22 protein-coding genes are annotated in these 21421 nt (G+C 62.9%); 4 read left to right on the top strand and 18 right to left on the bottom strand.

Annotated elements, in window-relative coordinates; genetic code table 11:
• The first annotated feature begins 219 nt into the window (after window positions 1–219).
• On the top strand, window positions 220–1281 hold the full coding sequence (locus AC6JBC_RS04920; RefSeq protein ID WP_498025710.1) for an alpha/beta hydrolase: 1062 nt from the start codon (window positions 220–222) through the stop codon (window positions 1279–1281).
• A 372-nt stretch (window positions 1282–1653) separates the two neighbouring features.
• On the opposite strand, the gene AC6JBC_RS04915 is transcribed toward AC6JBC_RS04920, so the two are convergent.
• The 15 genes from AC6JBC_RS04915 to AC6JBC_RS04845 form a co-directional block, all read right to left on the bottom strand.
• Complete coding sequence (locus AC6JBC_RS04915) at window positions 1654–2172, bottom strand: tetratricopeptide repeat protein (RefSeq protein ID WP_498025708.1); 519 nt, start codon at window positions 2170–2172, stop codon at window positions 1654–1656.
• Between the two features lie 77 nt (window positions 2173–2249).
• Window positions 2250–3425: an RsmB/NOP family class I SAM-dependent RNA methyltransferase gene (locus tag AC6JBC_RS04910; RefSeq protein ID WP_498025707.1), complete on the bottom strand. Its 1176-nt coding sequence runs from the start codon at window positions 3423–3425 to the stop codon at window positions 2250–2252.
• Between the two features lie 12 nt (window positions 3426–3437).
• Entirely contained in the window at window positions 3438–4895 is a 1458-nt protein-coding gene (guaB, locus tag AC6JBC_RS04905) for an IMP dehydrogenase (protein WP_498025705.1), read from the bottom strand.
• Between the two features lie 144 nt (window positions 4896–5039).
• Window positions 5040–5390: a hypothetical protein gene (locus tag AC6JBC_RS04900; RefSeq protein ID WP_498025704.1), complete on the bottom strand. Its 351-nt coding sequence runs from the start codon at window positions 5388–5390 to the stop codon at window positions 5040–5042.
• A gap of 89 nt (window positions 5391–5479) precedes the next feature.
• Window positions 5480–7429 carry an ATP-dependent zinc metalloprotease FtsH gene (ftsH, locus tag AC6JBC_RS04895; RefSeq protein ID WP_498026002.1) on the bottom strand — a complete coding sequence of 650 codons (1950 nt, stop codon included), beginning with the start codon at window positions 7427–7429 and terminating at the stop codon, window positions 5480–5482.
• A gap of 73 nt (window positions 7430–7502) precedes the next feature.
• Window positions 7503–7694, bottom strand: coding sequence for a hypothetical protein (locus AC6JBC_RS04890; RefSeq protein ID WP_196224194.1), 192 nt, complete (start codon window positions 7692–7694; stop codon window positions 7503–7505).
• A 211-nt stretch (window positions 7695–7905) separates the two neighbouring features.
• Window positions 7906–8856 (bottom strand): tRNA lysidine(34) synthetase TilS, encoded by a 951-nt coding sequence (tilS, locus tag AC6JBC_RS04885; RefSeq protein ID WP_498025703.1) that lies wholly within the window; start codon window positions 8854–8856, stop codon window positions 7906–7908.
• A 9-nt stretch (window positions 8857–8865) separates the two neighbouring features.
• Window positions 8866–9771 (bottom strand): tetratricopeptide repeat protein, encoded by a 906-nt coding sequence (locus tag AC6JBC_RS04880; RefSeq protein WP_498025701.1) that lies wholly within the window; start codon window positions 9769–9771, stop codon window positions 8866–8868.
• A gap of 132 nt (window positions 9772–9903) precedes the next feature.
• The gene (locus AC6JBC_RS04875; RefSeq protein ID WP_498025700.1) at window positions 9904–10833 is read right to left on the bottom strand and encodes a helix-turn-helix domain-containing protein; all 930 of its coding nucleotides are present in this window, start codon (window positions 10831–10833) and stop codon (window positions 9904–9906) included.
• Window positions 10834–10923: 90 nt separating this feature from the next.
• A complete protein-coding gene (gene ptsP, locus AC6JBC_RS04870; protein WP_464787071.1) occupies window positions 10924–13200 on the bottom strand; it encodes a phosphoenolpyruvate--protein phosphotransferase in 2277 nt (758 codons plus the stop codon).
• A gap of 208 nt (window positions 13201–13408) precedes the next feature.
• Window positions 13409–13876 (bottom strand): SRPBCC family protein, encoded by a 468-nt coding sequence (locus AC6JBC_RS04865; protein ID WP_498025697.1) that lies wholly within the window; start codon window positions 13874–13876, stop codon window positions 13409–13411.
• Window positions 13873–14361 (bottom strand): VOC family protein, encoded by a 489-nt coding sequence (locus tag AC6JBC_RS04860; RefSeq protein ID WP_464801407.1) that lies wholly within the window; start codon window positions 14359–14361, stop codon window positions 13873–13875. The genes AC6JBC_RS04865 and AC6JBC_RS04860 overlap by 4 nt, the downstream gene beginning before the upstream one ends.
• An 11-nt stretch (window positions 14362–14372) precedes the next feature.
• Entirely contained in the window at window positions 14373–15176 is an 804-nt protein-coding gene (locus tag AC6JBC_RS04855; RefSeq protein WP_498025696.1) for a VOC family protein, read from the bottom strand.
• Between the two features lie 25 nt (window positions 15177–15201).
• The gene (locus tag AC6JBC_RS04850) at window positions 15202–15558 is read right to left on the bottom strand and encodes a DUF1428 domain-containing protein (protein WP_498025694.1); all 357 of its coding nucleotides are present in this window, start codon (window positions 15556–15558) and stop codon (window positions 15202–15204) included.
• Between the two features lie 31 nt (window positions 15559–15589).
• Window positions 15590–16033, bottom strand: a complete 444-nt coding sequence (locus AC6JBC_RS04845) for a VOC family protein (protein ID WP_498025692.1) — start codon at window positions 16031–16033, stop codon at window positions 15590–15592.
• Window positions 16034–16156: 123 nt separating this feature from the next.
• Between AC6JBC_RS04845 and AC6JBC_RS04840 the strand changes: the two genes are divergently transcribed.
• Window positions 16157–16825, top strand: a complete 669-nt coding sequence (locus tag AC6JBC_RS04840) for a winged helix-turn-helix transcriptional regulator (protein WP_498025691.1) — start codon at window positions 16157–16159, stop codon at window positions 16823–16825.
• On the opposite strand, the gene AC6JBC_RS04835 is transcribed toward AC6JBC_RS04840, so the two are convergent.
• The 3 genes from AC6JBC_RS04835 to AC6JBC_RS04825 form a co-directional block, all read right to left on the bottom strand.
• Window positions 16822–17490 carry a hypothetical protein gene (locus AC6JBC_RS04835; RefSeq protein ID WP_498025689.1) on the bottom strand — a complete coding sequence of 223 codons (669 nt, stop codon included), beginning with the start codon at window positions 17488–17490 and terminating at the stop codon, window positions 16822–16824. The two genes, AC6JBC_RS04840 and AC6JBC_RS04835, sit on opposite strands and share 4 nt — an antisense overlap.
• A 289-nt stretch (window positions 17491–17779) precedes the next feature.
• Window positions 17780–18793: an NAD(P)H-dependent flavin oxidoreductase gene (locus AC6JBC_RS04830; protein WP_498025688.1), complete on the bottom strand. Its 1014-nt coding sequence runs from the start codon at window positions 18791–18793 to the stop codon at window positions 17780–17782.
• 162 nt (window positions 18794–18955) lie between these two features.
• Window positions 18956–20221, bottom strand: a complete 1266-nt coding sequence (locus AC6JBC_RS04825) for an aspartate kinase (protein ID WP_498025686.1) — start codon at window positions 20219–20221, stop codon at window positions 18956–18958.
• A 162-nt stretch (window positions 20222–20383) separates the two neighbouring features.
• On the opposite strand from AC6JBC_RS04825, the gene AC6JBC_RS04820 reads away from it, so the two are divergent.
• Window positions 20384–20590, top strand: a complete 207-nt coding sequence (locus AC6JBC_RS04820; protein WP_498025684.1) for a hypothetical protein — start codon at window positions 20384–20386, stop codon at window positions 20588–20590.
• A gap of 42 nt (window positions 20591–20632) precedes the next feature.
• On the top strand, window positions 20633–21370 hold the full coding sequence (ubiG, locus tag AC6JBC_RS04815) for a bifunctional 2-polyprenyl-6-hydroxyphenol methylase/3-demethylubiquinol 3-O-methyltransferase UbiG (protein ID WP_498025682.1): 738 nt from the start codon (window positions 20633–20635) through the stop codon (window positions 21368–21370).
• Window positions 21371–21421 lie beyond the last annotated feature (51 nt).

Below are 21421 nucleotides of genomic sequence, written 5' to 3'. Positions count from 1 at the left end.
CAGTCCGCTCTCGGCGACCTTGGTGGAGATAGCGGACATTGTTTCATTCTGCACATGTGAACTTGTAGTGAGCGGCAGACCATTGATCGTGCCGCAACGGCGGCTCAGTGCAATCTGTCGTTCGCAGGAACAGACCGACACTTGCAAACAGTGTCCTTTGCTTTAATCGAACGATAACGCGCGATATTGAGGGTTCATATGAGCACAGGTCGAAAAGGCATGGATCGCAGGAGCCTGCTGGCTGGTGTCACAACAGCCGGTATTACATCTTTGGCGGGAGGGGCCGCGCATGGCGCTTCGGAACCCCCATCGCCCGGTTGCACCGCCGCGCCCCGCAGTTTTCCGCCGCCCACAACCATCAGCAAGGCCGCGCAGGACTATCTGCGCAAAGGCGCGATGCAGCCACCTCCGGCTCCTGTACCCGCGCCGAAGGACGTAGCGGGCTGGCACGCCTATGTTGCAGAGGGCAATGCGCCCCTGCCGGTTGACATGATCCTGAAAATTCCAGGAGTCGATGTGGAGATGCGACAGATGGACGGGGCCACCGTCTATGTCGCAACGCCCAAGAGCCTGAGTGACGCTGACCGTCGGAAGGCGCATCTCAGCATTCACGGTGGGGGCTGGGTGCTGTTCGGTGGTCGGCATGCGATGGCCTTGGCGAAGATCACGGCGATGCAGTATGGCTGCGTCACCTATGCGGTGGATTATAGGATGCCGCCGGAACATCCGTTTCCAGCGGGTTTGAACGACTGTTTCGCTGTGTATCGCGCATTGCTGAAGGACTTTGGCGCGAAGAATATCTTGGTCTCCGGTGGATCGGCAGGCGGCAATCTGGCGGCTGCGTTGATGCTCAAGATACGAGATGCGGGCTTGGAAAAGCCGAGTGCGCTGGTACTCCAAACGCCGGTGACCGACCTTACCAATGCTGGCGACAGCTGGCGGGTGCTCTACGGTCTCGACCCCGTGTTACGCGACCCCGATGGCGTGGGATCGACCAAACTCTACCTCAATGGCAACGATCCGCGTCAGCCCTATCTGTCTCCGCTCTTCGGCGATCTTGCGACGGCCTTTCCGCCGACACACCTAATCACGGGAACGCGCGACCGGCTGCTGTCCGATACGGTCAGGATGCATGCGGCGCTAAGAGCCGCAAATGTCGAGACTGATCTCTACGTCAGCGAGGCCATGCCGCATGCCGGTTTCGGCCAACAGACGCCTGAAGATCAGGCAATATTGAGGGATACGCGCAAGTGGTTGGACGGGCGCTGGCCACGGGCCTGATCGGCATTACGCCCGCCTAAGGATTGGACAGGAAATAGCGAGCCCGAAAGGGGGTGCCATGATTTCAGATGTCCGCTTTCGGGCGAAGCACGGTCGGCCTTGGATGGCTGACTTTGGTCGCTTGCCGCTAGGCAGCTTGTCCGCCTCTATCCGGAACGCCACCTATGCTCGCGATTAGCGCCGTCGATACTGGCGAGGGTGGATTTCAGTCATCCTCCCACCCGCAGGCGGGAGGGGGCTAGGGGGTGGGCCAGCGCAACGCCCGGCCTTGTTCTTCAGCGGCACACCCGCAGGCTCGCTTCGCTCGCACCTATCAACAACCCCTCCCGCCTGCGCGAGGGAAATGTTTTGCGTAACCCATTCAAGACAGTCTCATGGCGTCTCGGTCGTCGCCGCCTTCGGCACCACGACAGCATCTTTCGCACTCAGCACGGTCGCAGGCGGCCCCTTCTGGATCGCGGCGGCGAGTTTACCGACAGCCGCGCAGTCGGACTTGCACGTGCTCTGCGCCTGGGCGAGATTTTCCTTTGCCTTGGCGATCGCACCCTTTTCGACCATCGCCTCGCCCTGCCCGACCAGTGCATGCACATCATTGGGGTCGAGCAACAACGCCTCGCGATAGAGGCGGATGGCCTTGCCCTGAAGGCCCTGCGCGCGCGCCACCTCAGCCAATTCGATATAGGCCGAGCGATTGCGCGGATCGACCGCCAGCGCCGTTTCCAGCGCATCGTTCGCCGCATCGAAATGCCCCGCCCGACGCGCGGTGACGCCCGCCTGCTGCCATTCGATCGACAAAGGCGAAATCTGGGCATCCGGCCGCTGCGTCAAACCGGCGCTGGACACAGTGGTCAGCAGGGCGGCAAGGGCGATCGAAGCAGGGGTAAAACGCATGCACAACTCCAGCCATGTTTCAGGCGTTGATTCTGCCCGAGTGTCGTCATTTTGGCAGGGCTTGTCCATCGCCTCTTTCATGCACCGCGCCGAAGCCGGACGAAATAGAAACCGTCTGTCGCGTCATGGCCCGGCGTCAGCAAACGGCCATGCCCATGCGCCCGTCCTGCCGCGACCGGGATCGCCTCAGCCATCCATCCCTCGTGGCGATCGAGAAACGCCTGCACCTGCCCCGCCCCTTCCTGATCGGTCAGGGCGCAGGTCGCGTACACAAGCACCCCACCGGGCGCCACCAGCGGCGCCGCGAAGTCCAAGATGCGCGCCTGCTCGCCCACCAGCCGTTCCAGCCGCGCGGGATTCAGGCGCCAGCGAGCCTCAGGATTGCGCCGCCAGGTCCCGGTCCCGGAACAGGGCGCATCGACAAGCACGACGTCCGCTTGCCCCTGCAGGCTCTCCAGCCCGCGCGCCTCATGCCCCTGATCCAGCAGCAAAGTCTGAATGAAGGTCGCCCCTGCCCGCTCGGCTCGCGGGCTGAGGCGTGCGAGGCGCGAGCGGATCGTGTCCGCCGCGATCAGCGTCCCTTGTCCGGCCATCGCCGCCGCAAGCGCCAGCGTCTTGCCGCCTGCCCCAGCGCAGAGGTCGATGACAGTCATGCCGGGCGCAGCGCCGCAAGCCGCAGAGATGAGCTGGCTGCCCGCATCCTGCACCTCGACCAGCCCCTGCTTCCACGCATCGCTCTGCTCGACCGGCCAACCCTCCGGCAGGCGCAGCGCGTCTGGCAAGCCGTCGATCGGCACCGCTTCGGGAAATAGCGGCGCGGCATCCTCCGGCGTCGCTTTCAGCCGGTTCACCCGCAAATCCACAGGCGCCCGGCCCAGCAACTCCTCCTGCTCGACCGGCGCTGCAAACTGCGACTTGAGCCAGGCGGGCACGGCCCCCGCGATGGCACCCGCCTCATCAGCAACGATAGGCGCAGGCCCATGCGGCGATCCATCGAACAGGTCCGCGATATCCGGCCTTTCCCGCGCCAGCCCAATCATCGCCGTACGGCCATTTTCCGGCCGTTCCGCAGCCCGGCGCACCGCATCATAAACATAATCGCGCACCGCTCGCCGGTCGCGCGAACCGGCATAGCGCCGTTCCTTGAAATAGCGTGCGATCAGCGTATCGGCAGCCGGTCCACCATCGCGCGCCGAAGCGATGATGGCATCGAGCAGCTCGATCGCGGCCTGAACACGCGCGGAGGGGGTCACCCCTTCCTACCCTCAGCGGGTGGGATAGTTTGGCGCTTCCCGCGTGATGGTCACGTCATGGACATGGCTTTCGGACAGGCCCGCATTGGTGATCTGAACGAAGCGGGCGCGCTCCTGAAGATCCTTGATCGTGCGGCTGCCGGTATAGCCCATCGCAGCCTTCACGCCGCCGACCAGCTGGTGGATGACGTCCTTGGCCGGACCCTTGAACGGCACCTGCCCCTCAATGCCTTCGGGCACCAGCTTCATCTGGTCCTTGATGTCCGCCTGGAAATAACGATCGGCCGAACCCCGCGCCATCGCGCCGACGCTGCCCATGCCGCGATAGCTCTTGTAAGCGCGGCCCTGATAAAGGAAGGTTTCGCCTGGCGCTTCGGCCGTGCCCGCCAGCAGCGAACCGACCATGACGCAGCCCGCGCCCGCCGCCAGCGCCTTCGCCACATCGCCCGAGGTGCGAAGCCCGCCGTCAGCAATCACCGGGACGCCATGCTTTGCCGCTTCATTGGCGGAATCCATGACCGCGGTCAGCTGCGGCACGCCCACGCCTGCCACCACGCGCGTGGTGCAGATGGACCCAGGCCCGATCCCGACCTTCACGCAGTCGGCCCCGGCGTCGATCAAAGCCTTGGTCGCCTCAGCGGTCGCAACATTGCCCGCCACGACCTGAACATGGTTGGACAGACGCTTCACCGCCTCGACCGCAACCGCGACCTGCTTGCTGTGGCCATGCGCGGTATCGATGACGATCAGGTCGCATTCGGCGTCGATCAGCGCCTCGCTGCGCTCCAGCCCCTTGTCGCCCACTGTCGTCGCCGCCGCCACACGCAGGCGGCCCGAACCGTCCTTGGTCGCCTGCGGATAGGTGACGGCCTTCTCGATATCCTTGACGGTGATGAGGCCAACGCAATGATAGTCATCATCGACCACCAGCAGCTTTTCGATCCGCCGCTGATGCAGCAGACGCTGCGCTTCATCCTGGCCCACGCCCGCCTTGACCGTGGCAAGATTATCCCTGGTCATCAGTTCGCTGACGGGCTGATTGGGGTTTTCCGCAAAGCGCGTATCGCGGTGGGTCAGGATACCAGCCAGCTTGCCGGACGCCTCGACCACCGGAATGCCGCTGATCTTGTGGCGAGCCATCAACATCTGCGCATCTGCGAGCGTAGCGTTGGGCGTAATCGTGATGGGATTCACCACCATGCCGCTTTCGAAGCGCTTGACCGCGCGCACCGCATCCGCCTGCTCTTCAACCGACAGGTTGCGATGCAGGACGCCGATGCCGCCCAGCTGCGCCATGACGATCGCCATGTCGGCTTCCGTCACCGTGTCCATGGCGGATGACAGGATCGGGATGTTCAGCCTGATCTGCTTGGTCACATAGGTGCTGGTGTCCGCCTGGCTGGGCAGCACATCGGACTCTCCGGGCTGCAACAGCACGTCGTCAAAGGTGAGGCCGAGGCGGATATCCATTTGAAAGCCACTTTCTATTTGCGCGATCTGGCGGGCATCGCTGGGGATTCGTGGCGGCCCATGTAACCATTAACCAGCGAAACGGCCAGACCTTAGGCGCATTTTGTTGCTGGGTGCGTCACACCTCCGAGGGACAGGCCCTTTTCAGGATTTGGCGGCGGCACCCACAAGCCGATCCAGCCATGCCTGCGCCTGCTTCGGCTCCCCGACCGCCTGTGAACTGACCGGGCCGCGCGATGCAAGAAACTCCTGTTGCAGTTCAAACGGGAGCATCAACAGTTGCTCCCGCGCCTTGTCGATGGCTTCCCCGATTTCCGCCAACTGTTCGATGACCGGGGCGATCGCGGCGCGGCTTGCTCGGTCCTCCTTATGCCCGAACAGGCCCCATTTCCCCGAAGCAGTGACGCGCAATGCGTCGACGAGCTTCTCGGTATATTCCGCCTCCAGTTCCAGGCGGCGGGTGTCCAGGCGATCCAGTCGGTCAGCTTTTGCCATGACGATCCCTATCTCACCATGGTTGGGAAGCAGCAAATAAAAAGGGCGCCGCCCGGCGGCAGCGCCCCTTTCAAACCACAGACCGCAAATCAGATCCCGGCAGGCGAAGGATCACCAAACGGCCCCTTGCGCTTGCGCGTCTTGGGGATGGACGAACCCGCCGCTGGGATGACCGATGGCTTGATCGTGGTGCCGTCGTCGCGGGTAATCTCACCCTTGTCGAGCAGCGTCTTGATCTCTTCACCCGACAGCGTCTCATATTCCAGCATGGCGTTGGCCAGCAGGTGCAGCTGGTCCTCATGACCCTTCAGCACTTCCTGCGCCCGCGTATAGCCCTGCTCGACCAGTCCACGAATTTCCTTGTCGATCAGCTTCGCCGTCTCGTCCGACATATGGACGCGCTGGCTCTGCGAGTAACCGAGGAAGGTCTCGCCCTGCTGCTCCTCATATTGCAGCGGCCCCAGCTTGTCCGACATGCCCCACTGAGTGACCATGTCGCGCGCGAGCTTTGTAGCATATTGGATGTCACCCGAAGCACCCGACGACACCTTGTCATAGCCGAAGATGATCTCCTCGGCGACGCGGCCACCCATGGCAACGGCCATGTTCGCGTGCATCTTGTCACGGTGATAGCTGTAGCTGTCCCGCTCCGGCAAACGCATCACCATGCCCAGCGCACGGCCGCGCGGGATGATCGTCGCTTTATGGATCGGGTCAGACGCCGGTTCATGAACCGCGACGATGGCATGGCCCGCCTCATGATAGGCGGTCATCTTTTTCTCGTCCTCGGTCATGACCATGGAGCGGCGCTCGCTGCCCATCATGACCTTGTCCTTGGCCGCCTCAAACTCGTCCATGGCAACCAGACGCTTGCCCCGCCGGGCGGCCATCAATGCCGCCTCGTTGACGAGGTTTGCAAGATCAGCACCAGAGAAGCCCGGCGTGCCACGCGCAATCGTGCGCGGATTAACGTCGGGCGCCAAAGGCACCTTCTTCATGTGGACGGCCAGAATCTTCTCGCGGCCTTCGATATCGGGGCGCGGCACCACGACCTGACGGTCGAAACGGCCCGGACGCAGCAGCGCGGGGTCCAGCACATCGGGGCGGTTGGTCGCCGCGACGATGATGATGCCCTCATTGGCTTCGAAACCGTCCATCTCGACCAGCAGCTGGTTCAGAGTCTGCTCGCGCTCGTCATTGCCATTGCCCAGGCCCGCGCCGCGATGGCGGCCGACCGCGTCGATTTCGTCGATGAAGACGATGCAGGGCGCGTTCTTCTTCGCCTGCTCAAACATGTCACGGACACGGCTCGCGCCCACGCCGACGAACATTTCGACAAAATCGGAACCTGAAATCGTGAAGAAAGGCACGCCCGCCTCACCGGCGATCGCACGCGCCAGCAGCGTCTTACCGGTGCCCGGCGAACCAACCAGCAATGCGCCCTTGGGAATCTTGCCGCCCAGCCTTGCGAACTTGGTCGGGTCTTTCAGGAACTCGACGATTTCCTGCAATTCCTCGCGCGCTTCATCGATGCCCGCAACGTCATCAAACGTCACCTTGCCATGCTTTTCGGTCAGCAGCTTTGCCTTGGACTTGCCAAAGCCCATCGCGCCGCCAGCGCCCCCGCCCTTTTGCATCTGCCGCAGCACGAAGAAGGCGATGCCCAGGATCAGCAGGAACGGCAGCGACTGATACAGCATGATCTGCCAGAAGCTCGGCTGCTCCTCAGTCTGTCCGGAATATTTGACGTTATAATCGTCAAGCAGTCCGGTCAGCCCCGGATCATTCACGGGAACGGTGTTGAACCGCTGCCCGCTGCTCAGCGTGCCGGTAATCTTGTCGGTCGCGATCGCGACGTCCTTGACCTGCCCTTCCTGAACCTTCGAACGGAATTCGGAATAGGCGATGCCGCTACCCGCCTGCGAAGCGGAGCGGCTGTCGAACATCGAGACGAATAGCAGCAGAGCGACAATCACCCCCGCCCAAATCATCGCGCTCTTGATCCAGGGGTTACCCTGCGGGTCCTTCTCGTCGTTCATCATCACTCTCTTTCACCGGGCAAGATAGGATGCTCCGGCAAAATCGCAAGTTGGGTGCAACGGTCTGCTGACGTTATCCGCCCACGAACTGCGACAGGGCGATATAGGCCAGGATCATGGCCAGGCCCGCCGACACACCGCACAGCAGATATCCGACATACAGCAGCAACGGCGGATGCGGGCGAGCCAGCTTCCGGTTACGTTGCGCCGCCGAAAGGATCACACTGGCGAGCACACCATAGGTCAACGCCGCAAATTCGAACATAAATGACTTTCCATGCCTGAGTGCCGACCCCAATACGCCTGAAGGCTATTAAGGAAAGGTCATTGCGCTGCAACAATTCGACGGAGCGAGGCGTCGGCGCGTTGATCCGTGGAACCTTTCCGTAACGATCAATTCAATGCCCGAAGTCGTTTCGGACGAGACTCATCATCGCCGTCATCGGTGGGCGTTCGCGCCCAAGATCGATTCTGATTCAGCGTCGCGGCGGCGCCAGGTTGACTCTCCAGACGGCGCCCCCTTTCAGCAATAATCCGCCAAGGCTCGCCTGCCCGCCCCGCATTGCCACCACAATGGCCCGGTCGAGCGTGTCGCCGCGCGGTTCCGCGCCGGGTTCCGCCTCGGCAATGATACGCAGCAACAAACGCCGCAGCAGCTCACGGGGCAAATCCGTGCGGGTCAGCAGCCACGCCACCCCTTCCCTGCGAACATGCGCCGCCGCGATATCCTCGACCGTCCAGTCCAGCGCTTCTTCACACTCCGCCAGCGCCGCCGCACTGCGGACGGCACTTTGCGGGTCGAGCCATTCGGCGTCCTTCAAATGCCGTCGAATCACTGCCCGATCAAATCGCGGATCGATGTTGGAAGGGTCGTTTACGAAGGGAAGCCCGCGCTCACCCGCATAGTCCAACAGTTGCGCGCGTCGCACGCCAAGCAGGGGCCGCAATACCCGCCCCTGCCGCGCGCGAATCCCGGCCAGACCATTGACTCCGGCGCCCCGGTTTAACCGCATCAGCACGGTTTCCAGCTGATCATCGGCATGATGCGCGGTGAATATCCAGTCGATCCCGCGACCGGCCCTCCATTGCTCCAGCGCCGCATAGCGTTGGGTCCTCGCCCACTGCTGGACATTGCCGATAGGAGGCGTGACCGGATGCAGAACGGCATGCGCGACACCGTTGCCATGGCACCACTGCCCCACAATTGCGGCTTCTTCCGCGGACTCTGGCCTCAATCCATGATCAACGGTGGCCGCTTCCACCCTACCCGCGAAGGCATGTGCAGCCATGGCAAGCAAAGCCATGCTGTCGGGGCCGCCCGACACCGCCACGCCAAAACGCAGTGAGGCATCGTCCCCCACCAGCGCACCAACCGATAGCGTCAGCAGCGCTTCCAGGTCAGGCTGAGCCGAATGCGGCGCGGCCATGCGAGTGCCTTAGCTGCACTTCGCCTTGACGCGACCCTTGTCCATCATGCCGCGCTGGCTGGCCGACATGGTGGCGCCATAGACCTGTTCCAGCTCCGCATAGACCTTGCACGCGTCGGCGGGCTTCTTGAGCTGGATCAGCGCCTCACCCAGATAGGCAAGGCTATCGGCAGCGCGATCCCCTTTGGGGCGCTTCTGATAATTGTCGTAAAAAGCGACCGAGGCCAACGCAGGCTTGCCATCATCCAGATAGGCACGGCCCAGCAGGTTCGAAGCGCGGCTCGCGACCGAAGTCGTGCCATATTTATCCACCGTCGCCTTCAGCTGCGCCTGCGCCTCGGGATAGAATTTGGCATCCCACAGACGATAGCCATAGCTATAGGCGTCGGCCGCCGCATCGCCGGTCGCGGGCCGTTCGATCGCCGCCACGGCCGCCTTGCGCGCCTCGGTCGCGCCACCATTGGTGCCCGGTTTCGGCGCCGTCTGGGTTGCATTATCTGCGGGAGCGGCAGGGCGCACGGGCGGCGGAGCGACCACTTCCGCGCGGCTTTGCGCTTCGGCCTTATATTTGTTGAACGCCTCTTCCAGCTGACGGATCTTGAAGCTGTTTTCCTCAACCTGTCCGGTCATCGAGGCGAGCTGCGATTCCAGTGCCCCCACGCGCGCCGTCAGATCGGCAACGGGCGATGATGACGGCGTGCCGGGCGGGACGGTGGTCGTCACCGGGCGATTGATTTCCGCTTCCAGAGGAGTGCCTGCGGGAAAGACCTTGCGCTGTACCGCGCGCATTTCCTTTTCCAGCCGGTCAACGCGCACATCCAATGCCACATTCTGGGCGGCCGCTGCTGGCGCCAGCGCAATCATAGCGGGCGCCCCCAGCAGCAGGGCGGTTGTCGCAAACAAGGCGTAACGCATGATGATCCCCGACTAAAACTTAAATTCACCGACGATACGGCCCGCAAAAGCCGCGCTCCCCGCTCTTAACCATAAGGCCATATTCGCCGCCGTAAAGCAGGACGTGCGACCCAAACAGGGATTGGAGGCGCCTTAATCCGCCGTGGGTGGGGTAGCTGGTGCGGGCTCCGCAGGGATCGCAGGCGCCACGCTCCCGGTTACGGGCCGCGCGGCAGGCGTTTGCACAGCCGATGGGGCAGCCACGGGAGCAGGCGACGCGGCCGGAGCGACAGGTGCCGGAGCAGCCCGCGCCAGCAACGCCGCCGCCGAAACGGGCACATCGGAAATCGTGCGATCGGGTGCGCCAAGCGGCGCAATAGGCTTGCCACCGACCGTAACCGTCAACGCTTGCGGACGGCCGGTCAGGATCATGGGGTTGCGGGCAGTGGCAGGCAGGGTGAAGCTCTCACCCTTCTTCATGAGGCCATCCTTCAGCCGATCGCCAGCCTCGTCATAAATGCGCAACCACACATCGTCGTTGGCGGTGAACACAACCGTCTGCACCACCGGCGCGGCGGGACGCGCGCCCGGCGCCGGTTTCGCGGCAACGGCGGGCTTGGCCTGTTCGGCGGCGATCTCCTGCCCCGTCGGCGGGGTCAGCATCTGCGTACGCCAGATGGTGAAGCCAGCCACCAGCACAATCACGATAGCCGCAGCCGTCCAGGCAAGCACGCGCGACGGCACACGGGCTGGATCGGCCGGTTCGAACACCTCGTAACGATTGGCGCCCAGTTCGGAATTGTGGACGGCATGGCGCACATCGGCGGCAATGGCCACCTCGTCCAGATCGACCGCGCGAGCATAGGCACGGGCAAAGCCGACCGCATAGGGAATACCCGGAAGCGCTGAATAGTCGTCCCGTTCGATCGCCTCCAACTGACGTTGCGCGATGCGCGTGCGCGTCGCCACATCCTGGATCGACAGGCCATGCGCCTCACGCGCCGCGCGCAGCTTTGCGCCCGGAGTACCCAATTGCACGTCGGGCGCCGTCGCGCCGCTTTCCACTTCGGGTTGTTCTGCCATGCTGCTCCGCGATCTTATAAGCCGGTCTTGTCTCATTCCGGCACAGGGATTGTCAACGCCGCCGGGGTCGGGCCTGACCCATTTTCCGGTTCAATTCAGTTCGATGCCCCGCTCATCCGCCCATTGCGTCAGCGCGCCACGAATATCCACGATCCCGTCGTCTAGCAGCTTGCGCATCAACGCCTGCAATTCGGCGGCATCGATAGCCCGGATCATGGCCTTGACCGGACCAACCGACGCGGGCGTAATCGACAAACGCCGAACGCCCAGGCCAACCAGCGCCATCGCTTCCAGCGTCCGCCCACCCATTTCCCCACAGACGCCAACCGGCACCTGATATTCCTCGCAAGTCCGCACCACGCGGCTGAGGAAGCGCAAGATGGCGATGCTCAGCCAGTCATAACGCTCCGCCAGCTTCGGATGCGCCCGGTCGGCTGCAAAGAGAAATTGCGTCAAGTCATTGGTGCCGATCGACAAGAAGTCGAGCTTTGGCAGCAACAGATCCAGAACCTCCGCCAGCGCAGGCACCTCCAGCATCGCGCCATAGCGTACCGCCGTCGGCACCTTCTTGCGCTGGGACAGCAGCCATTCGCGCTGATGCTCGACCAGCGCGCGCGCCTGCTCATACTCCCATGGCTCGGACACCATCGGGAACATGATGTTCAGCACCTTGCCCGCCGACGCTTCCAGCAACGCCCGCGCCTGCGCCTTCATCAACCCGTCGCGGTCCAGCGCCAGCCGCAGCGCGCGCCAGCCCATCGCCGGATTGTCCTCCAGCTCCTCGTCCTCGTCGCGCTGCATGTAGGGCAGCGCCTTGTCACCACCGATATCGACGGTGCGGAAGATGACCGGCCGGTCGCCCGCCGCGTCCAGCACATCCTTGTAAAGCCGCTGCTGCTTTTCCCGTTGCGGCAGCGTGGCCGACACGAGGAACTGGAACTCCGTCCGAAACAGCCCGATGCCGTCAGCGCCGACCAGGTCCAGCGCCTGCGCATCCTCACGCAGGCCCGCATTCACCATCAACTCGATACGCTGCCCGTCCGCCGTCACCGACGGCAGATCGCGCATCGCGGCAAATTCGGCCCGGCGCTTCTGCGTGACGTGCAGCTTGTTCTCGAACGCCTCGTCCATGTCCGCCGTCGGGCGGATCAACAGGTTGTTCGACACGACGTCCATCAGGATGAGGTCGCCCTCATTCACCTTATGCCGGATTTCACGAACGCGCCCCAGCACCGGCACGCCCATGGCGCGCGCAACGATGGTGACATGCGCGGTCAGAGACCCTTCCTCCAGGATCACGCCTTTCAACCGCCGCCGATCATATTCCAGCAGTTCCGCCGGACCCAGATTACGCGCAATCAGGATGGCATCTTGCCTGAGGCCCATGGTCGCAGCCGTACCCAGCTGGCCCGACACGATCCGCAACAGGCGGTTGGCCATGTCCTCCAGATCATGCATGCGATCCTGCAACAGAGCGTCATCGATCTGCCGCATGCGCATCCGGGTGCGCTGCTGCACGCGCTCGATCGCCGCCTCGGCGGTCAGGCCGCTGTCGATCGCCTCATTGATGCGCCGGATCCAGCCTTCGTCATAGGCGAACATCTTGTAGGTTTCGAGTACCTCCTGATGCTCGCCCTCCATCCCGAACTCGACAGCGCCCGTCATGCGGTCGATCTGTTCGCGCATCTTGGTGAAAGCGGAAATGACGCGCTGGCGCTCCGCCTCAGTATCCTCCGCGACCGTATGTTCGACATGAACACGCGGCTGGTGGAACACCGCATGACCCCGCGCCATGCCCATGACCAACTGCAAACCCTGCAACATGATCGTGCCGGTATCCTGCACCCGCGAATCCGCCGGACCGTCGTCCGCCAGTTCAGCATTGGCGATCAATTCAGACAGCACCATGGCCACGGTCTGAAGCGCCTCAATCTCGACTTCTTCATAACGGCGCGGTTCCACATGCTGCACGCACAACACGCCGATCGCGCGCTCGCGCCGTACAATCGGCACACCTGCAAAGCTGTGGAACAATTCTTCGCCCGTTTCCGGCCGGTAGCTATAGTCCGGATGCGCCGCGGCTTCGTCCAGGTTCAGCGTTTCCACATTGGTGGCGATCAGGCCTACGAGCCCCTCGCCCATCGCCATGCGGGTGACGTGGACGGCCTCCTGCTTCAAACCGCGCGTTGCGAACAGTTCCAGCAGCCCCTCGCGCACCAGATAGATGGAGCAAACCTCGCTCGACAGCGCCTGGCCGATAATGTCCACGACCTTGTTCAGCTTGGCCTGCGCGCTCGTTCGCGCAGCCATCACCTCCTGCAAACTGGTGAGGATGTGGCGGGCGGCTGCGGCGGGCGTCGTGGGCATGGTAAAGCGCTAACAGATCGCAGCCCCCCTTTCCAAGAGGAAGTCAGGGTTAATCTGGAGGGAACCCCATCAAATCGTCAAAAAGGCAAGCACCGCCCCCCAAAATCCTCCCCATCGCCAGAGGGGGAGGGGGACCGCCAAAGGCGATGGAGGGAAAATGCGCAACCTCAGCCCACCTCCCCGCCTCGCGACAGGGAGGAGTACCCCATCAAGCCGTCGCCGCCGAAGTCTCGCACAATTCCTTGAACTGCTGCGCCATCTGGTCCCATCCAGGATGAAACCCCATTTCCTCATGCCGCTTCAGCGCTTCCTCGCTCCAATGCCGCGCCGTCGCGGTAAAGCGCGTGCCCTCACCCTCTTGCGCAAAGCTCCAGATCGACGTCAGGAACGGCTCCTGCGGTATCCAGCCGGACGCATAAGCATCGGTCGATACGACCCGTTCTCCGGGCACCACCTCAAGGAAAATGCCCTCCAACGGCCCGGTATCTTCGCCATCGGGGCCGAACATGCGCACGGCGCTACGGCCACCAGCGCGCAAATCTTCCTCGATCACTTCGGCCCGCCACGGCTTGGGGCAAAACCATTGATCCTTCAGGTCGGTCCACACCTTCCACACGATCTCGCGCGGGGCGGCGATGTGACAGCTGACCGACAGCTCATGTTGCGCGCTGCTCATACCGTCGCTCCTTCATAAGCCGCCTTCATTCGGGCGAGGTCCAGCTTCTGCATGGTCATCATCACCGCCATCATTGGCTGAATGCCGGGACCTCCCTTTCGGTGCATTTCCATCACCTCTTCGGGCACCAACTGCCACGACAACCCATATTTGTCTTTCACCCAACCACAGGGACCCGGGGAGCCGCCATCGGCCGTCAGCACATCGAAATAACGGTCCAGTTCCGCCTGATCCTCGCAGGACACCGACAAGGACACCGCTTCGGTAAACGGAAATTTCGGCCCGCCGTTCAGGCCCTGATAGCTTTGCCCGAACAGGGTGAACTCCACCAGCAGCACGTCCCCTCCCTTGAAAGGCGCCGGGCTGGGGACATCATCCGGATAGCGGCTGATCGAATCCACCGATCCGCCAAAGACCGAGACATAGAAGCGCGCAGCTTCCTCGGCCTGTCCGTCGAACCACAGACAGGGTGAAATCTTGGACATCGTTCCTCTCCTTATGCTGCGGTCGAACGCATGCCGACCAGCGCGAACATAGCGCCTTGCGGGTCGGTAGCCTGGATGATCCACGCGCCGCCCGGCACTTCGGCAGGGCCATTGAGCACAGTGCCGCCACCCGCCTTCACCTTCTCAACGCCCTCGTCGATGTCGGGCACCACGAAGTAGAACAGCCATTGCGGCACCGGCATTTGCTCGGGCTTGCGCATCATGCCGCCCTCCATGGCGTTGAATTCGGTGGCGCCGGACATGGAGAAAAGCTGATAGCTTCCCATCGGCCCCATATCCATCGCCTCACCCTTGCCCCAGCCGAACTGGGACGTGTAAAAAGCCAGGTCCGCATCGAAACTGCCGCTGTAAAGCTCGTGCCAGCCGACATGGCCGTTAGCCATCGGCGGCGCGGCGTCCATGCCATCGGGGCTTGATCCCTTGAGCAGCATGAAGATCGCCCCGCCTGGATCGCTGATCACGGCAAAGCGGCCGACGCCGGGAATATCTTCCGGCGGCCGCTTCACGCTTGCCCCCGCGCCGCGCAAACGTTCGGCATCGGCATCGACATCAGCCGATCCAACATAGCCGCCCCACCAGGGGGACATGCCGCAATCCTTCGCTTCGGCCGGAATCCGCATGATGCCGCCTAGCGGCCCCGCGCTGCCTGACACGACATTATAGGGGTCGTCCGTCCGCTCGCCGCCAAAGGGCTGCGCCGTCCAGCCTACAACGTCGCTGTAGAAGGCGATCGCTGCGTCAGGGTCGCTGGTCATCAGTTCATACCAGAAGAATTTACCGGTGAGATCGGTCATCATCCGTCTCCTCTAAAAGGAAGTTTCAGGCCTTTTGGTCAAGCATCACGTCGAACCCGCCATAGATCATCCGCGCGCCGGAAAAGGGCTGTTCCCCATCTTCCTGCATGCGGGGATCGTTCATCACCTTCTCCTGCCCTGCATCCCGCGTTGCCTTGTCAGGCCATTCGATCCAGGAAAAGACGACATCCTCGCCCTCTTCGGCGATCACGGACGTGCGGAAGTCATTGACCTTCCCCACAGGCACATCATTGCCCCAGCATTCCACCATGCGCAGCGCGCCATGCTCCAGGAAGATCGGCGCCGCGCGGGCCGCAAGCTCCTGATAGCGCTCCCTGTTGCCCTTGGGCACGGGAACCACGAAACCGTCGATATAGCTCATCATCTCTCTCCTTATATCTGTCAGGACGGAATCAGGCGGCCGTTACCGGCTTGTTGACAGCCAGGGCTGCCTCCATGTCCATCCACGCCAGTTCCCAGATATGGCCGTCCAGATCGGCGAAATCGCGGCCGTACATGAAACCATGATCCTGCAACGGATTGGGTTCCGTCCCACCCGCCGCCAGCGCCTTGGCCATCGTGGCATCCACCGCCGCCCGGCTTTCCTCGCTGAGTGCGAGCAGCACCTGCGCCGTTTCATGCGCATTGGGAATGCGGCGCGCCGTGAAGCTGGAAAAGCGTTCATGCGTCAGCAGCATGACGTTGATCGTGTCGGAAAAGCTGACCATCTGCGCGCTGTCATCGGCAAAGTCATTGTTCCGCACGGCACCGACCGCTTCGTAAAAGGCGATGGAAGCTGGCAAGTCCTTCACCGGCAGGTTGACGAAAATCATCTTGGGCGCGGGGGCATCGGGCATCACGCATCTCCTTGAGCTTCGCGGCAAGGAGCTATCGCTCTCGACTCACCGCCTTGAACTTTGTGGACCCATAGATTATCTTATGCAACATATAAGTTAGAAAAAATAACTAAGGACTCGCAATTGAAAAAGCGCGCCTATCAGGATGGCTGTGCAGTTGCCCATGCGCTGGACCTTGTCGGGGACCGCTGGGCCATGCCCATTATGCGGGAATTGATGCTGGGTCCCAAACGCTTCACCGATCTGCGCGCCAGCCTGCCCGGAATCAGCGCCAATGTGCTGACACAAAGGCTTGAGGAGCTGGAGGCGGCCAGCGTCCTCATCCGCCGCCGCCTGCCCCCACCCGCCGCCAGCCAGATTTACGAACTGACGCAATGGGGCCGCGAGTCGGAAATCCTTTTCCAGGTCCTCGGCCGCTGGGCCTGCCGCTCACCCACGATGCAGCCCGGCCACCCCATGAGCAACGTCTCGGTCGTCCTGTCGATGCGCACGATGATCGACCGCAGCCGCATCGGCGATCTGGACGCCGTGATCGGCTTCCGCTTCGGCGAGGAAGAATTTCGCGCGCTGTTAAAGGACGGCGACTTCACCATCGATCGCGGCTCAGCCCAGGACGCAGACGTGCTGTTCAACGGCGATCAGAACGCCTTGGCCGCCGTCGTCTACGGCGGAGCCAGCTTCAACGACGTCCCAGCCGCGCTCCAGGTCCAGGGCGACCACGCATTGGCGGAACGCTTCGTGCGCCTGTTCCCCCTGCCCGCCAAGGCCCCCGCGACCTACCCCTCCGCTTAGCGCGTAATCGGGAAAGTCGGCACATTCACACGCGGCGCGGACGTCGCGCCCGGCACCAGCGCCTGCCCGCTTTCCTCACGCAACCTTGGCAGCGCGGGCGGCGGGACGAACCCCGCCCCAATCTCCGCAGGCGGCTTGGGCGGCGGCGGCAGAGGCGTGGGCGACACGATCACCGTCACCGTCCCGCCAAATCGCGACTGCCACTCGGCCAGCCGCCGCAGATAGTCGGCATAGGCCTCGTAAAATTCCTGGAACGGCTGTTCGAGCGCGGTCAACGCCTCCGGAGCATAGCCCAGCAACTGGCTCGATGGCAGGGCAAGCACCTTCGCCCCTACCTCAATCGCCGCCTTGCAGAAGGTCGGCTGAACCGGCGGCAGCGAGAAGAAGTTATAGACGACCGTATTGAGCAACTCGCGCGACTGAAGGCCCCCGCTCCCATAAGCGGCGGTATAGTTGCGATCGACCGCAGCATTAGCCTCCCGCAGCGCGTCCTTATGCACCCGCAATATCTGATTATATTGCACCCGCGCCGGTTCGTTCACGCCATGGCAGGACAGGGCCGCCACGTTCAGCGCCATGCGCACATGCCACAGGGCGGTATTGGCCGTCACCCCGCGATTGGGCGTCAGAAATTTGCCCTGCGGATCAACCTCGGGAATGCTCATATCCTCCACTGCGCCCATCGGCGGCAGCGGCTTAATCGTCCGAACGACGGGGGGTGGAGGCGTCGGCGGTGCCTTGGGAGTAGAACAGCCTGCAACCAGCGCCAACGCCGTCACAGAAGCGATCGTCCAGACACGACATGAAGCAGCACGCAGCGGCAACCCGATTTCCCCACGATGAATTGTCTGAGCAAAAACTCATGGCAAAGCCGCGCGTTCCTGGCGATTACCGCCCGGATCGCTTCATCCCTCAAGAGATTCGGCTCGTCCCGATATCGGGACCAGGCGCGCTTCAGGCGCTACGCCGCTCCAGCGCAACCGCCGCCTCGGCCATCAATTGCGCGATAATCTCCGCAACCGGCTCTTCCTTGGTGACCATGCCGACCGACTGCCCCGCCATCAGCGACCCGCCCTCGACATCGCCATCGATCACCGCGCGGCGCAGCGCACCTGCCCAATAATGTTCGATCTGCAACTGCGCCTCGCCCATGTCGACGGAGCCGCTGTCGAGCAAATTCGCAACTTCCCGCTGCTTGGCGGTGAAGGCTTCTGTCCCATTATTCTTGAGCGCACGCACGGGGATGACGGGCAGGCGCGGGTCGATCTGGACACTCGCGATCGCATCACGAGCGGACGCGCGGAAGAAGGATTTCTTGAAGTTCGGATGCGCAATGCTCTCCGCCGCGCAGGCGAAACGGGTGCCCAGCTGCACGCCCGCCGCACCCATCTCCAGATAGCCCGCGATCAGCTCGCCACGGCCAATCCCACCAGCAACGAACACCGGAAGCTGCGAAGCCATCTCCGGCAGGATTTCCTGCGCCAGCACGCTGGTCGACACCGGGCCGATATGGCCGCCCGCTTCCATGCCCTCAATGACCAGCGCATCGACGCCGGAACGGACCAGCTTCTTCGCCAGGCTCAGCGCCGGGGCAAAGCAGATCAGCTTCGCACCCTTCGCCTTGATCGCCTCGATGCTGCCCTTGGGCGGCAGGCCCCCTGCCAGCACGACATGGCCGACTTCATGACGGGCGCACACCTCGATCAGGTCGAACAGCTGCGGGTGCATGGTGATGAGGTTCACGCCGAAGGGCTTGGACGTCAGCGCCTTCGTCGCCGTGATCTCCTTGTCCAGCAATTCAGGCGTCATCGCACCACAAGCGATAACGCCGAACCCGCCAGCATTGGAGATGGCCGCGACCAGGTTCCGCTCCGACACCCAACTCATCGCCCCGCACATGATCGCAACCTCGCAACCGAGAAATTCGGTGCCGCGAGCCATCAGGGAAGTGAGTTTGGCGTTGGTCATTAGGCAGGCCTTTGAATCAAACAGCCCCTCCCTTTTAAGGGAGGGGTTGGGGTGGGTGCGGCGCGCCAGCGCCGTTCCCTGCTATCCGTATAGGGCAGACGCTCGCTAACGCTCGCACCCACCCCCCGACCCCTCCCTTAAAAGGGAGGGGAGATTAATGTGTCAAGCGACCGGCGCGTCCAGGCCATAGGCCGTGTGCAGCACACGCACCGCCAGCTCCGTCTCATCCTCGTCGATCAGCACCGAAACCTTGATCTCGCTGGTTGAGATGGCGAGGATATTGATCCCACGCTCGGCCAGCGACTTGAACATGGTCGAAGCGACACCCGCATGGCTCTTCATGCCCACGCCCACGACGCTGATCTTCGCGACCTTCGTGTCAGGGATCACGCGATTGAAGCCGATCTCTTCCTTCTGGCTTTCCAGCACGTCCAGCGCGCGGGCCAGATCAGCGCCCGGCACGGTGAAGGTCACGTCCGTCTCACCCTTGTCGCGGCCGACATTCTGGATGATCATATCGACGTTGATCGCCGCATCGGCCAGCGGGCCAAAGATGTGCGCCACCGCGCCCGGCCGATCCGGCACGCGGGTCAGGGTGATCTTCGCCTCATTCTTGTCATGGGCGATGCCGGTGATGAGCTGACGTTCCATCTTGTCTTCCTTGAGCTTGGCTTCCAGTTCCTCTTCGCTGACGATCAGCGTGCCGGGGAGGTCGGTCTGGGTGGGATCATCGAAGGAGGAAAGCACCTGCACGACCACGCCTTCCTTCATGGCGAGGCCGACCGAGCGGGTCTGGAGCACCTTGGCCCCGACCGAGGCCAGTTCCAGCATTTCCTCATAGGTGACGAGGTCGAGCTTGCGCGCCCGCGCCACGATACGCGGGTCGGTGGTGTAGACGCCATCGACGTCGGTATAAATGTCGCAACGGTCAGCCTTCAACGCCGCCGCCACGGCCACCGCCGAAGTGTCCGAACCACCACGGCCCAGCGTCGAGATGCGGCCATCCTCCATCATGCCCTGGAAACCGGGGATAACCGCCACGGTGCCGCCGCGCATGGACGAAAGCAGGTCGATCGTGTCGATCTCACCAATGCGCGCCTTGGCATGGGCTTCGTTGGTGCGGATCGGCAGCTGCCAGCCGAGCCAGCTGCGCGCGTTCACGCCCATGGCCTTCAAAGTCATGGCCAGCAGGCCGCTCGTCACCTGTTCGCCGCTGGCAACCACAACGTCATATTCGGCCGGATCGTAAAGCGCGGAGGCTTCCTTGCAGAAGCCCACCAGCCGGTCGGTCTCGCCCGCCATGGCCGACACGACGACAGCGACTTCATGCCCCTGCTCGACGACATGTTTGACGCGCGCCGCTACGTTGCGAATTCGCTCCATCCCCGCCATGGAGGTGCCGCCGAATTTCATCACGATGCGCGCCATTTGCCTGTCGAACCTGTCTACTTAAAGAGAATATCCCCCTCCGGGGGAAAAACGGCGCCGCTATAGCAGCAGCGGCAAATATGGCAAGCAAGCCATCGGTGGAGCGGAACTCCGTGTCTTCACCACTCATTCCTTTCATGCAAAGAATGGAAGGAACAAGCCATGGATGGAATCCTGTACGGGCTTATCACGATCGGAGGCCCAATTCTGTTCGCGGCCGTGCTGATCTATGTGATGATGAGCAATCGACGGCATAGAAGCCCCGAAGAATTGGCGAGGACGGAAGCGGCGACGCGCGAGCTGCGCCGCCAGCTGGATGCCGAGGATAAATATCTAGACGGCGAAGGGCCGCCCCCGCGCAAGAAATAAATGCCCGTGGCGCGTCGGCGCACAGCTTGATAATCAGGGCGCATGGCCAATTCAGCGACAAGCACGATCGACCCCCGCGAAGCCGCCCACTTCGGCGCGATGGCGGCCGACTGGTGGGATCCCAAGGGCAGCAGCGCCATGCTGCACAAACTCAATCCGGTAAGGCTGCGCTATATTCGCGGCGCCATCGATCGGCACTGGCTGTGCGAAGAAAGCAGCTTCCACCCGCTTGAAGGCAAATCTGCGCTGGATGTAGGATGCGGTGCGGGCCTGTTGTCCGAACCTCTGGCGCGGTTGGGCGCTGCCGTCACCGCGCTCGACGCGGCGGAAGAGAATATCGCCATCGCCCGCACCCATGCGGACGGTCAGGGTCTCCTGATCGACTATCGCGCAACGCCGGTCGAACAGCTCAACGCCGGAAGCTTCGATCTCGTCACCTCCATGGAGGTCGTGGAACATGTCACCGACCCCGCCGCCTTCGTCCGTGCGCTGGCGGGCAAGCTCAGTCCCAACGGCCTGCTCATCATGTCCACGCCAAACCGCACCCCACTCTCACGCCTCGCGATGATCCGCATCGGCGAAGGGATTGGCGGCATTCCAAAGGGAACGCACGACTGGGACAAGTTCCTGACGCCCGATGAACTGACCGAGATGCTCATCAAGGCCGGACTGGAGGTGACCGATGTCACCGGCCTCTCCTTCGATCCGCGCAAGGGCTTCACCCTCTCGTCCAACAAGGCCATCAACTATCTGTTGACCGCTCGCCACGCTGGCGGTTGAGGGTCCGCGTTCAGCACCCCCTCAGTACCGTTCGCCCTGAGCCTGTCGAAG

It is taken from the genome of Sphingobium sp. RC1, assembly GCF_059738765.1.
This window is presented reverse-complemented; position numbering and strand designations above follow the sequence as displayed.

What these genes read in the sequence shown, in the direction of transcription:
- AC6JBC_RS04920 (WP_498025710.1), top strand. Translation starts at nt 220, where the DNA reads ATGGATCGCAGGAGCCTGCTGGCTGGTGTCACAACAGCCGGTATTACA.
- AC6JBC_RS04915 (WP_498025708.1), bottom strand. Translation starts at nt 2,172, where the DNA reads ATGCGTTTTACCCCTGCTTCGATCGCCCTTGCCGCCCTGCTGACCACT.
- guaB (WP_498025705.1), bottom strand. Translation starts at nt 4,895, where the DNA reads ATGGATATCCGCCTCGGCCTCACCTTTGACGACGTGCTGTTGCAGCCC.
- AC6JBC_RS04900 (WP_498025704.1), bottom strand. Translation starts at nt 5,390, where the DNA reads ATGGCAAAAGCTGACCGACTGGATCGCCTGGACACCCGCCGCCTGGAA.
- ftsH (WP_498026002.1), bottom strand. Translation starts at nt 7,429, where the DNA reads ATGAACGACGAGAAGGACCCGCAGGGTAACCCCTGGATCAAGAGCGCG.
- AC6JBC_RS04890 (WP_196224194.1), bottom strand. Translation starts at nt 7,694, where the DNA reads ATGTTCGAATTTGCGGCGTTGACCTATGGTGTGCTCGCCAGTGTGATC.
- tilS (WP_498025703.1), bottom strand. Translation starts at nt 8,856, where the DNA reads ATGGCCGCGCCGCATTCGGCTCAGCCTGACCTGGAAGCGCTGCTGACG.
- AC6JBC_RS04880 (WP_498025701.1), bottom strand. Translation starts at nt 9,771, where the DNA reads ATGCGTTACGCCTTGTTTGCGACAACCGCCCTGCTGCTGGGGGCGCCC.
- AC6JBC_RS04875 (WP_498025700.1), bottom strand. Translation starts at nt 10,833, where the DNA reads ATGGCAGAACAACCCGAAGTGGAAAGCGGCGCGACGGCGCCCGACGTG.
- ptsP (WP_464787071.1), bottom strand. Translation starts at nt 13,200, where the DNA reads ATGCCCACGACGCCCGCCGCAGCCGCCCGCCACATCCTCACCAGTTTG.
- AC6JBC_RS04865 (WP_498025697.1), bottom strand. Translation starts at nt 13,876, where the DNA reads ATGAGCAGCGCGCAACATGAGCTGTCGGTCAGCTGTCACATCGCCGCC.
- AC6JBC_RS04860 (WP_464801407.1), bottom strand. Translation starts at nt 14,361, where the DNA reads ATGTCCAAGATTTCACCCTGTCTGTGGTTCGACGGACAGGCCGAGGAA.
- AC6JBC_RS04855 (WP_498025696.1), bottom strand. Translation starts at nt 15,176, where the DNA reads ATGACCGATCTCACCGGTAAATTCTTCTGGTATGAACTGATGACCAGC.
- AC6JBC_RS04850 (WP_498025694.1), bottom strand. Translation starts at nt 15,558, where the DNA reads ATGAGCTATATCGACGGTTTCGTGGTTCCCGTGCCCAAGGGCAACAGG.
- AC6JBC_RS04845 (WP_498025692.1), bottom strand. Translation starts at nt 16,033, where the DNA reads ATGCCCGATGCCCCCGCGCCCAAGATGATTTTCGTCAACCTGCCGGTG.
- AC6JBC_RS04835 (WP_498025689.1), bottom strand. Translation starts at nt 17,490, where the DNA reads ATGAGCATTCCCGAGGTTGATCCGCAGGGCAAATTTCTGACGCCCAAT.
- AC6JBC_RS04830 (WP_498025688.1), bottom strand. Translation starts at nt 18,793, where the DNA reads ATGACCAACGCCAAACTCACTTCCCTGATGGCTCGCGGCACCGAATTT.
- AC6JBC_RS04825 (WP_498025686.1), bottom strand. Translation starts at nt 20,221, where the DNA reads ATGGCGCGCATCGTGATGAAATTCGGCGGCACCTCCATGGCGGGGATG.
- AC6JBC_RS04820 (WP_498025684.1), top strand. Translation starts at nt 20,384, where the DNA reads ATGGATGGAATCCTGTACGGGCTTATCACGATCGGAGGCCCAATTCTG.
- ubiG (WP_498025682.1), top strand. Translation starts at nt 20,633, where the DNA reads ATGGCCAATTCAGCGACAAGCACGATCGACCCCCGCGAAGCCGCCCAC.